The sequence below is a fragment of the Shewanella sp. Sh95 genome, assembly GCF_001308045.1.
GTDB classification, from domain to species: domain Bacteria; phylum Pseudomonadota; class Gammaproteobacteria; order Enterobacterales; family Shewanellaceae; genus Shewanella; species Shewanella xiamenensis.
Window position 1 is genome coordinate 1 of record NZ_LGYY01000186.1, and the last position, 12101, is coordinate 12101.

General features: G+C 45.2%; 9 protein-coding genes. 4 read left to right on the forward strand and 5 right to left on the reverse strand.

Translation table 11 applies throughout. The features are described 5' to 3' along the window. Window positions 1-425 precede the first annotated feature (425 nt). The 3 genes from AEA42_RS13710 to AEA42_RS13720 form a co-directional block, all read right to left on the reverse strand. On the reverse strand, window positions 426-1061 hold the full coding sequence (locus AEA42_RS13710) for a hypothetical protein (protein ID WP_055648014.1): 636 nt from the start codon (window positions 1059-1061) through the stop codon (window positions 426-428). An 82-nt stretch (window positions 1062-1143) separates the two neighbouring features. Further along, the gene (locus AEA42_RS13715; RefSeq protein ID WP_055648015.1) at window positions 1144-1716 is read right to left on the reverse strand and encodes a site-specific integrase; all 573 of its coding nucleotides are present in this window, start codon (window positions 1714-1716) and stop codon (window positions 1144-1146) included. Between the two features lie 311 nt (window positions 1717-2027). Further along, window positions 2028-3950, reverse strand: a complete 1923-nt coding sequence (locus AEA42_RS13720; RefSeq protein WP_055648016.1) for a recombinase family protein — start codon at window positions 3948-3950, stop codon at window positions 2028-2030. A gap of 204 nt (window positions 3951-4154) precedes the next feature. Here AEA42_RS13720 and rimO point away from each other — a divergent pair, with 204 nt between their 5' ends. Continuing rightward, window positions 4155-5606: a 30S ribosomal protein S12 methylthiotransferase RimO gene (rimO, locus tag AEA42_RS13725; RefSeq protein WP_055648017.1), complete on the forward strand. Its 1452-nt coding sequence runs from the start codon at window positions 4155-4157 to the stop codon at window positions 5604-5606. 303 nt (window positions 5607-5909) lie between these two features. Here the strand turns inward: rimO and AEA42_RS13730 are convergent, their stop codons facing one another. Then, on the reverse strand, window positions 5910-6137 hold the full coding sequence (locus AEA42_RS13730; RefSeq protein ID WP_055648018.1) for a ribosome alternative rescue factor ArfA: 228 nt from the start codon (window positions 6135-6137) through the stop codon (window positions 5910-5912). A 255-nt stretch (window positions 6138-6392) separates the two neighbouring features. Between AEA42_RS13730 and AEA42_RS13735 the strand changes: the two genes are divergently transcribed. After that, window positions 6393-7238 carry a transporter substrate-binding domain-containing protein gene (locus AEA42_RS13735; RefSeq protein WP_055648019.1) on the forward strand — a complete coding sequence of 282 codons (846 nt, stop codon included), beginning with the start codon at window positions 6393-6395 and terminating at the stop codon, window positions 7236-7238. Between the two features lie 197 nt (window positions 7239-7435). Continuing rightward, a complete protein-coding gene (locus AEA42_RS13740) occupies window positions 7436-9562 on the forward strand; it encodes a TonB-dependent receptor (protein ID WP_156312343.1) in 2127 nt (708 codons plus the stop codon). A gap of 121 nt (window positions 9563-9683) precedes the next feature. On the opposite strand, the gene pmbA is transcribed toward AEA42_RS13740, so the two are convergent. Beyond that, window positions 9684-11027, reverse strand: coding sequence for a metalloprotease PmbA (gene pmbA, locus AEA42_RS13745; protein WP_037430621.1), 1344 nt, complete (start codon window positions 11025-11027; stop codon window positions 9684-9686). A 161-nt stretch (window positions 11028-11188) separates the two neighbouring features. Here pmbA and yjgA point away from each other — a divergent pair, with 161 nt between their 5' ends. Then, window positions 11189-11722, forward strand: a complete 534-nt coding sequence (yjgA, locus tag AEA42_RS13750; protein ID WP_037422477.1) for a ribosome biogenesis factor YjgA — start codon at window positions 11189-11191, stop codon at window positions 11720-11722. Window positions 11723-12101: the final 379 nt, after the last annotated feature.

Genomic DNA, 12101 nt, shown 5'->3' on the forward strand with positions numbered 1-12101 from the left:
TTGGAGGTACTCAGGCGGCCTGATTATCAAATCACGGAGAAAGAATTGCTGGCGGCCTGGGTATTATTCGCCAATCAGTTGCTCAAATATGGCTATGCTATGGCTGATTTATGAGGGGATCCTTCAGAGCTACATGACTAAAGATTTACATAAACACAATAACCTAGGCTACGTTTCTTACTCTCACTTTTGCTAAAATTGTTGCTGAAGCATACTTCCTTCATAAATGGCAAAAGTTAAAAAATCATTACTTTCTGAACTTAATGTTTAGTAGCGAAGCGTATCTGTTATTTAATAATTTTATAAAAAACACAAATTAGATTTATTAAAGCTGACACAAAAGATAGGGATGCGTAGCTTGCGAAGCATCTAACCTATCTTTTGTTGGAGCTTGACTAGCAGAGCTAGACAAGAAAAATTCGTCTTCAGTCACGACGCATTAATGATCTTAATTTAGCAGATTTAACCTTTAACTCTTTAACATTTTCTTCTTTTACCTCAGCATCAATTACAGGATTATTTATTTCATTTAGTTTGTTTTTTAATGTACTAATTCGAATATCATTTATAGTTCTTGGTATTTCTTTTTGAGCATGTTCTGAACGCGAAAAACAATAACGAGGTGCACCTATCGCGTCTAGTGAAGGCTCGGAACCTGCGCTAAAATCAACATTACGATCTAAACATACTTGAAGACTTGCATCTTCACATAGAAGCTCCTGTAACCTTTCAAAGGCCTTCTCATACATGCTCTGCGTCTTATTCCATAGCGCAATTTTATCGTTAACTGGTGCGCTCGCATTAGCTGATAATTTTTCATACCGATTGTTTACTTTATCGGCTTTATCCAGCATATCTGCATAATCACTCAACTGCTCCCACAGCTCTTCTTTGTGCTCACGTATACTCTTTTCTGCTTCCCATTCACCATTCATTTGCTCAATTTCTTCGCTAGTAAGCACGGCTTTTAAGTCACGTTGAGTGACTTGCGAGCCTGCTTGTAGTTTAACGATATGTGATTCAAGTTTGGCTTTGAGTTTATCTGGTGATTTTAGGGTCACAATTACTATTCATGGGATTACTCGTCTAAAAACAGTACACGTTCTATCACTAGTAATGCAACTAACGCTCAGCCAAGCAATATCAAATTAATTCCACAGCAGCAGTCAACATCGCATCATTAACATCAATATAGCGTTGTGTTGTACTCATGTGCTTATGTCCTGCCAAGGTCATTAGAACCTTAGCAGATACACCTTTATGAGCCAGATTTGTAATGAATGTTCGGCGTCCACTATGGCTACTAGCGCCTTCTATAGCAGCCGTTGCGTAGAGCCGTAAAAACACCTGACAAAGCGAATTACCTGAAAAACCATTGCCTTTTTGAGAACGAATCAACGGCTGCATTGGATTTCTACTAGACAAGTTATTGCCCGTATAAAACAACTCCAGTAAAGCCATCAACTTTTTACTCAGTACCACTGTCCGCCCTTGGCGCCCCTTTGTTTGCTCAGCGCTAAGTAGCACAAAGTGATTAGCTTCACCTTTGTCATTAAATACATCGTTAATTCGCAGAGCTGCAATCTCCTTAACACGCAAGCCAGCATAGTATGACAGTGACAAAGCGAGGACGTTACGCTCAGCGTGTTTACCAGCATTCGCCACTGCGATTACTCGCTTAAATTCACGCTCATTAAGTGTCTTTGCTTGTTTCATATAGTAACCCAACATCATCTATTGTTGTGTTTAGTATATTTTATTATGTTTTAAGCGGACGACCTAAATCATGCATTTGATTTACTATTTAGAATCAAATAGTTAAATATAGATATAATCTTCTATGTATTTGATTATATTTTCCATATTCATAGTGTCTAGGCTTGATATGAACAGTAGTGAATGAATGAGTTGGCTTATATGTAGGGATAATTTTCCCCCTCAGTGTGCTGCACAGCAAATCCGGTCAAATCCCTGACCGCGTTGAAACCGCGCAGCTATTTTTTTCGGCACAGTATATGGGGATGAAGCTATGCACCTTTAATGTTAACGGTCCTTTCTTTAACTATCGCGAAGTTATCTGTAAACCCAACGCTGCTAACGTAGTAAATCTCAGGCGCAGGTTTAGTTACGATGCGTTTTTTGACACTGTGCTTGTACACTTGGTACTGGTCTTCAATCACTTTTGGCGCTCCTTTCTTATCATGCGCCCACCCAACCAAATACTTCTGCCGCTTTTTAGTTGCTTCCGATTTTCGCTCATTGTCTACAAGCAGCTTTCCTAATCCACTAATATTGCTAAAAGCGCCGTCTTCCCTGTAGGGTTCGGACAACAGTCCTTGTTCTAGCAATCTCAATTCATCCTGGTCATCATTTTGCTCACTTAATGCCATCCAAGCTAACCCGTCAAACGCCAGAGTCATACTCGTTCTATGTGCTTGTATTTTTAGGCCATTAGTAAACTTAATATCAAATGCAACATGCCCTTGTGTAACTTGAAAACAGTTAATTTCAGAGACTGTGTTTAATAATTTATTGCGCATCGCAATACGTAAGTCATGCTCATCAAAATTTAATACTCGCTCATCAATCTCTTCCCATACAACGATATCTTGCAACAGTGCTTGCCTGCGACGTTTAATCTGTTCATTTTTCTGTTCTATTAATTTTACATCACTAGTAAGTTCATTGATGCGTTTAACCAGTGGTTGAGATTCAACGCCTTTACTAACAGCATCAACCAAATTAGAGATTTCACGTTGTTTGGCTGCTAATTCCTTTTGTAAACGCTGTTCAATCAGTGCCACATCACTCTCCATCTGATTTGGCTTATATGTGTTGTTGGCAGCAAGCCTTAGAACTGTATCTTCTACCCAAGTCGCATTAAATGACCAAGCACGACACCCTAAATTTTGATGGCCTTTGCTGCAAATGTAACGGGGCTTTTTTCGCTGTGTAAATGCATACATATTACAACCACAATGCCCACATTTAAGAACTCCAAGACCCGATAACAGGGGGCTGCTTTTATTAGAAGTAGGCTTACAGCATTTAGCTCTTTTGATGTGCTGAAGCTTGTAGTACGTATCTTCATCTACAAGCGCTGGGTAATAGCTTTTCAGCACATATGACACGCTATCAATGGTAATGTGCTTCTCACCAAGTAGCGCTCTGTTTAAATGAAATCTAGCAACAAGATTGGACGACCAATGATTGTGCTTGTTTTGCGTTGGGGGGATTAGTCCTTTCTTGTTGAGCAACTCCAGTATGCGATAACTACCATAGCCTTGTAGTATAAGTTCTACCATTTCTTGGGCGACTGCATAATAAACTGCATGGGGCTTCACCGTTCCATCAGTACAATCACTCCACCAAATATTACTACCAACTGACTTTATTGCGTACGCATAACCATTATTCGCTCTCTCACCCGCGAGATGTAGTTTAACTATCGTAAGAGCATTACCATATGTCCGCTTTGATTTCGTTTTGGACTCTTCATGTGCCCGTGCAAACAGCATTATTGAATACATTAATTCCATTGGATTTTTGATAACACTAGCACTGGTGTATATCTTTCGGTCCATGCCTGTAACGATAGTAATTCCGAGTTCAAGCATTTCCATAAACAAGCGTTGAGCTTTTAAAATGTCTTCACGGCTCAAGCGATCTAAATTTTCGACAACTAACCATGAATCAGATGGCACAAGCTGACACTTAACAGCATCCATAAACGCACCTAACATACCATCTAAACGATTTTTGCCCTTAAAAGCACTTACGCCACTATCTAATAGCTCTATTAGTTCAAGTCCATGTTCATCGGCAATAGCCTTTGCTGTAGCTAACTGCCGCGCTAACGTTGTCCCAGCCGCTTGCTTATCGCTAGACCAACGGATATATGAATAGCAGCGTCTTTTGGTATTGGTCGTAAACCACTGTTCAAGAACCATTGTTGTTATTTCATATCTCCTAATTCTGTTACATCTGGATACATGACAGTCTGGTAGACAGTCATTAGAGAAAAGCGAGGCAATTACAGCGTAAAATTTTGTACATTTTTCACGCTGTACCTTTTAACTAGCTGCGGTATAATCGCCGCCTTATTTTTCTGGGCCATAGGCTCAGCCAATTAATAGCATCGCGGAACGCCTATCTTGAAAAATTCAGTTGAAACTTTTAATCCTAAGCAAACAACCACGCTTGAGACCCCTGCCAAAACATTGGAAGCCGCCAGTGCTGACTCTGTTAATACGGGCAATGCTGCCACAGGCAATCGCATCGGTTTTGTGTCTTTAGGTTGCCCAAAAAACCTAGTGGACTCAGAGCGCATTCTGACCCAATTACGCATCGACGGCTATGAAGTCACCAACAGCTACGACAATGCCGATCTGGTAATCGTCAACACCTGTGGCTTTATCGATGCGGCAGTTGAAGAATCCTTAGATGCGGTGCGCGAAGCCCTAGAAGAAAACGGCAAAGTGATCGTGACCGGCTGTTTAGGCGCCAAGGAAAACCAAATCCGTGAAGTACACCCAGACGTGCTCGAAATCACAGGTCCACACAGCTACGAAGCCGTGTTAAAGCATGTACACAAGTACGTGCCAAAACCAGCGCACAACCCATTTACCTCATTAATCCCACAAACTGGGGTTAAGTTAACGCCTAAGCATTACGCTTATTTAAAGATTTCAGAAGGTTGTGATAACCGTTGTACCTTCTGCATTATCCCTGCACTGCGTGGCGATTTAGACAGCCGTCCAGCGGGTAGCGTATTAGACGAAGCCAAGCGTTTGGTTGAATCGGGCGTGCAAGAAATTTTAGTCGTAAGCCAAGACACCTCTGCCTACGGCAAAGACAAGGGCGGCCGCACCGACTTCTGGAACGGTATGCCAGTGAAGCAAGACATCACTAGCCTTGCTCGCCAACTGGGCAAGATGGGCGCATGGGTACGCTTACACTACATCTACCCATACCCATGGGTTGACGATCTGATCCCATTAATGGCCGAAGGTTTAATTCTGCCTTACTTAGACATTCCAATGCAGCACGCCAGCCCACGCATCCTGAAGATGATGAAACGCCCAGGCCGTGTTGACCGTCAATTAGAAGCGATTCAACGCTGGCGCGAAATCTGCCCAGATTTGGTTATCCGCTCAACCTTTATCGTGGGCTTCCCAGGTGAAACCGAAGAAGACTTCGAAATGCTGCTCGACTTCCTGCGTGAAGCGCGTCTCGACCGCGTAGGCTGCTTCAAATATTCAGAAGTCGAAGGCGCAGTCGCCAACACTATCGCCGAGCTTATCAGCGAAGAAGTCAAAGAAGACAGATACCACAGATTTATGGAAGTCCAAGCCGAGATCAGCGCTGAGCGTTTAGCTCGTTTCGTTGGCCGCACAATGGATATTCTGATCGATGACGTAGACGAAGAAGGCGCGATTGGTCGCAGCTTCGCCGATGCTCCAGAAATCGACGGCATGGTATTTATCAACGGTGAAACCGAACTCGAACCCGGCATGTTAGTCCGCGCTGTGATCACTCACTCGGACGAGCACGATCTGTGGGCCGAGTTAGTCGACGCCGATGCAGAAGATGATATCGAGGCCTAAGCACTCGACTTAAGCGTGCTACTTAAGCGCTTGCCCTTCGCATTCGATTAACCGGATTAAAAACATAAATAGCGAGCCCTTGATATTAATACTAATAATCAAGGGCTCGCTTTTTTATGGGCAATCGTTACTGGCCTAGTGATAGGCATTGAAGGATATAGGCTGCAAATGGCAGAGCAAATAAGTCGAGGAATAGGCTCAGGAATAGCGCTTTAAGAGGTTTACAGGATAAGCATCAAAGAGAAATCGAGCCGAGATAAGGGAAAAACAAGTTACAAGGCGGGCAAAGTTAAGGTTTCAACACTAAGCACCTATGATACAAGCCCCCATAAAGCCGAAAGGGGTATCGCCCCTATGCTGATACCCCTTTCGGTTTGCTGCTTTACGGTTGTAAGACCCTTTGCCCTTTTTCGGCTTTTCGGTGCGCATTCTAAACAGTGAACTCGTCACCACTGCCTTAAGTGCGTTGTCGGTAATAGTGCCGCGACCATTTTCATGTTCGAGCACGCTAGTATTTTTAAGCTTTGCCATAGGAACTCCTCAATTAATTTCATACAGGCCAAATGTACCTCACCCGACCTGCGGCGACACTATAGCGCAATATGACAGGATGTACAGAGTTTGTGCAGTAGTGCAAAGAATCGCACTTTTTATTATCTAAAAGTATGATAGATTAACTCAACAAAAATAACACATTAGAACAACAAAGCCTTTTCTTAAAGACTACTTTGGGTCGCCATTAATCGACACGATTACCCTTGGTAATCACAGCAGAAGGAGATCATTTTGCAGTTTGCAGTTATTTATCGGCCTTTGCTTTGCTTAGTAGTCCTGTTACTCAGCCTCTCCCCTAGTCTATCGCAGGCTTTTTCAAGCTCTGAGTGCATCATTACCATGGGTTATCGCACCAGTGAGCGCCTTCCTTTTATCCAACACGAACCCAATAACCAAGGGTTTTACCACGATATCTATCAGGCCGCAGCAGAGAAAATTGGTTGCAAATTGCGGGTAATCCGAGCCCCAAAACTGCGGATTTTACGGGATCTCAAACTGGGTAATGTCGATTTTTATCCTGGGCTGCATTTTAGTGAAGAACGAGCCCAATTTACCTATTTTATTCCTAATGGTCTGTCGGAGCGCATTATTGGAATTAGCCGAGCGGGTGCGGCAAATGTTGGTTCATTAGAGCAGTTATCACAGAGCGGTATGACGCTATTAATTGCCCCGGGCAGCTACGACTTTAATGGCATATCCGAAACCATGTCGGTCCGTAAACCGCCAGAACTCAATGTGCCTAAGGCCTTAGATTACCTTATTAGTGGCCAAGGGGACTTTTTTATCTACGATCAAGCAACCATCAGTTATTACCTTAAAAATCGAGATACAAGCCAATTTAAGCTACACCCTAATTGCTGCCAGCAACCTCAAGCTATGTATCTGGGATTTTCGAAAAAAAGCCGCCATTTTCGTGGGCAACATAACCCTAACTATCGCGCCGATCTTCCCTTAAGTCCGAATAACAGCCCAAGCGTACTCGCTGAAGATTCAAAGGCATACGAATTTGCCAAAGCACTCGCCGCGATGGATGCAGAAGGGGAAACCCAGCGTATCTACTTTAATCACTTCGGTTAATCCAAGGGCGTGTTAAACCGCGCCGCTTGATATCCTCACCTTGGCGCTAGCTTATCCTCATCTTGGTGCTAGCGAGAACTTCAGGCCGCTATTTCAGCTTTATCTTTATAAGCTCTGCGACAATATGCCGCACTTGTCACACTTAGATGATCTTTATAATGCAGCGCAATTTATCTAAGTGAATGGAAGACAATAAGATGGCTGCAAACGCTTCAACTATTCCCCACGGCTTTAAATGCTCCGCAATCGCCAGCGCGCTGACCTTAGCATTAGGCGCTTCAGTTGCCTCACAGGCCATGGCCGACGAGACAAATCAAACTCAAATTGAACGTATTCAAGTCCATGGCGAACAGAGTATTGGCCGTAATGCCTTAGGCTCGGCCGATGCTTTGCTAAAAGACCAAGGCGTGGATTTTTCCGAAGCGGGCGGCGTTTCCGCCTTGCCCGTGCTTAATGGCATGATGGGCGATCGCATTAAAGTGTTAGTCGATGGTGCGGATATCACCGCCTCCTGTGCCAACCAAATGAACCCACCACTTTCCTACGTTTCCGCTAACCAAATCAGCTCGGTAGAAGTGGTCGCGGGCGTGTCCCCCGTCAGTGCGGGCGGTGACAATATCGCCGGAGTGATTAAGGTTAATAGCCTGAATCCTAAATTTAACGACAGCGAAAACCTCAGCTTTGAAAGCGGTGAAATCTCATCGGGATACCGCAGCACCAGCGATGCATTCCTACTCGGCGCTAAGGCAGGGATTGCCAGTAAGGACTTAAGTTTCAGCTATCAAGGCGCCTATGAAGACGCCAATAGCTACCACGATGGTCACGGCGATAAAGTACTCGATACCCTCTATCGCGCCCAAAACCATGCGTTAACAGCGGCATGGCGCGATGACACACAACAACTGGCGATTAAGCTAACGCACCAGGCAATTCCATTCCAAGGTTTTCCTAACCAATACATGGATATGACGGATAACAAGAGCTACGGTGCCCTAGTCCGCTATCTGCGGGATTTAGACAACGACGGCGAGTTTAGTGCCCAGTTAAACTGGCACAGTGTGAAGCATGAAATGGGCTTCTTCACCCCAGAAAAAACCGGCAAGATGCCAATGAATACAGAGGGTAGCGATTACAGCTACCAACTGCATTGGCGCCTACCCATGGGCGATAACAGCACGCTACTCGTCGGTCAGGAATTTTATAACTATCAACTCGATGATACTTGGCCAGCTGTGCCCGGCACTATGATGGCACCCAATGACTATATCAATATCAATGACGGTGAACGCCGCCGCGCCGCAGTTTATGGCGAGTGGCAGCAAAACCTCACGCCACTCTGGTGGTTGTCTGCTGGGGTGCGTTATGAATATGTCACCACAGATACGGGCGAAGTGCAGGCTTACAGCAATATGCCCATGATGGGCATGCCCAATGTGGATGCCGAGGCGGCAAAAGCCTTTAATGCCATGGATAGAAGCCGTGACGATAACCTTATTGATGCGACATTGCTGGCACGCTATCAATTGTCGGCCAAACAACAATTGGAATTTGGCTTAGCCCGTAAAAACCGCGCACCAAACCTGTACGAGCGTTACAGCTGGGGCCGCGGCGTGATGGCAACCACTATGATTGGCTGGTATGGCGACGGTAACGGCTATGTCGGCAACCCCGATCTTAAGCCCGAAACGGCGCATACTCTGAGCGCGGCCTACAAGTTTAATGGCGATGAATGGCAATTCTCTACCACGGCTTGGTATAGCGCGGTGACAGACTATATTGATGCCGAGGTGATTGGCAGCTTTAACCGTACTGGCCTTGCCAGTGGTAAACGCAATATCCTTAAATTCACCAACGAAGATGCCAATTTATATGGCGCTAAGTTTAGTGCGGTCTACCTATTAGCCAATACCGACAGCGGTAAATGGCAGATGCAGGGTAAGCTCGATATCACCCGCGGCGAGCGTGATGAGGGTAATGAGCCACTTTATCAAATCAAACCGCTACATACCGAGTTAGCCCTTAGCCATCAACTGGGTGATTGGGAAAACCGCCTATCATGGCAATGGGTAGCGACTAAGGATAAAGTCGATGAGCGCCGTTTAGAAAATGAGACCGACAGCTATTCGCTGTTAAATTTAAGCAGTAGTGTTAAATGGCAAGAGCTGAGTTTAACCTTTGCAATCAACAACCTGTTTGATACTTACTACGAACTACCGCTGGGTGGTGTCAACCTTGCCGAGTTTAAGGCTGATAGCACGGGTGGCTTTAGCCAAGTTGCAGGCTCGGGTCGCTCATTTGAATTAAGTGCCAGCTACAAATTCTAATGAGCACCGCCGCTAACAAGTGGCAATGCTATTTAGGGCGGGTCAGTTAAATCAAAAAGGGCAAATGCAGCTGCATTTGCCCTTTTGTGTTTCAATTGACTGAACCGTTATATGCCGATGGCTAGTTACCCGCAACCTTCATCTCGGATAATAAGATCCCGCCGGTGCGGATAGATGAACGTAAATCGAAGTCCTTACTGACCGCCTGAATCCCACGGAACATATCCTTAAGATTGCCAGCAATGGTAATCTCTTCAACGGGGAACTGGATTTCACCATTTTCGACATAAAAACCGGCAGCGCCGCGGGAATAATCCCCCGTTACCATATTCACGCCTTGGCCCATCACTTCTGTGACAATCAAGCCAGTGCCCATGCCTTTGACTAACTCATCAAAACTTTGGCCAGTGTGCGCCAGCGTCCAGTTGTAAATGCCGCCCGCATGACCTGTGTTAGGTAGGCTCAATTTGCGCGCCGAATAACTGGTTAGTAAATAGGTTTCTAATATGCCACTGTCGATGATGCGTCTATCTTGGGTCGCCACACCTTCGCTATCGTAGTTGGCACTGGCGAGTGCGCCTAATAGATGCGGCTGCTCTTCAATGCTGAACCAGTCAGGGAAGATTTGGGTGTGAATGGCATCGAGTAAGAAACTTGATTTACGATACAAACTACCGCCACTGATGGCACCAATCAAATGGCCGATTAAGCCAGTCGCAATCTCTGGCGCCAGTAATATTGGCAAACGGGTGGTGGCAATCTTACGTGCCCCTAAACGGCTCACGGTTTTCTCGGCGGTTTTTAGCCCCACCAATTCAGGTGAAAGCATCTCATTGAATTTACGGGCGATAGTGTAATCGTAATCCCGCTGCATATTGCCGTCACTGTCTTCACCGATCACGCTGCAACTTAAGCTATAGCGCGAGCTGCAATAGCCATTTAAGAAGCCGTGGCTATTACCGTAAACCTTAACCGACGTATGGGCGTTTGCACTGGCGCCGTCAGAATTATTGATGCGCGGATCGGCATCGAGCGCCGCGGTTTCGGCGCGAATGGCCAATTGGGCTAATTCGTCGGGGGAAATATCTTCAGGATAATAGAGTTTAAGATCGCGGATCTCAGTCGCCATTAAGGCTTTATCGGCTAAACCGCTAAACGGGTCGGCCGAGGTGTAACGGGCGATATCATCTGCCGCTTTAACCGCAAGAGCAATTGCTTCAGGACTGAGATCTGAGGTAGATGAACTGCCCTTGCAACCATCGCGATAAACCGTAATACCGAGGGCGCCATCTTTATTAAACTCTACCGTTTCAACTTCCTTTAAACGGGTTGAAACCGATAATCCCTGTTGTTTACTGATCGCCACTTCAGCGGCATTTGTCCCTAATTTATTCGCATATTCGAGGGCCACAGCAACCGCATCTTTCAGCGCGGTCAATTCACTATCGATTCTGTTCAAAGACACAAAGCAACTCTTTAGTTATAGGCAATGGCGCTAGCATAACAAACACCTATCCCATTCTCATTATTTATTGCGCGCTTTACTGATTGAATCGCGCTTTAACTAGGCGAATTTTGGCGGGAGATGTTATTATTAGCGCGTTATTTAACTGAGGTTTTATCTATATGAAGATTGTTGGTGATTCAGAACATTTTAAACAGCCCTATGACAGTAACGACGATTATGTCAGTAAAACTGAGGATAAGCGTGACTGCGAAGCGGCTCAAAAAGTCGGTATGGAACTGGTCTCACTCAGCAAAACCCAGCTAGATAAAATCGAGCTGGACGAGCACTTGTACGACAGCATTCAGCAAGCTCATAAGATTAAGCCAAAGACCGAAGCCTATCGCCGCCATATGCAGTATATCGGCAAGCTGATGCGTAACGTCGATATTGAACCTATCAAGGCATCGCTCGCGGTCGTGCTTAACAAAAACAGCAACGAAACCGCCAAGTTGCAAATGTTCGAGAAAATGCGTGAGCGTTTACTCACCCAAGGCGACGGTGAAATCCAAACCTTAGTGGAACATTACCCACAGTTGGACAGACAAAAACTGCGTACCTTAGTGCGCCAAGCAACCAAAGAGCTGGCGAAAGGTCCTGAGTCTAAATCCTCAAAAGAGCTGTTTAAATATTTACGCAGCGAAATCCAAGACTAGCGTGTTGAGTTTTTGAGATTACATTTTACTGTTCAAGCAAGCTCTAGCTCGCGAAGCGAGGGATAACACACCGTTATTCAACTCAAATGACGGGCGGCTCTTATGATTAAAAGTAAGAGTAAGAGCTTGCCAGAACACCCTCTTGGCCAGCATATGGCTGCAAAATAACCCTGAAAGTCAACACGCCCCAATCCCCGCACTTCGGAATATTGCCTTAGGCGCTAGGCGCGATTTAGCAAAAGTTAATGTCTCTAACCTTGCTTTCTATGGGTCAACAAAACTGGGAAAATTTTATCCACGAGTTTTGCAAACGAACAACATGGCGTCTCCAGTCGGCGTAAAAAAATGTCGTTCACTCTTAAGCAAACGACATTAGCAT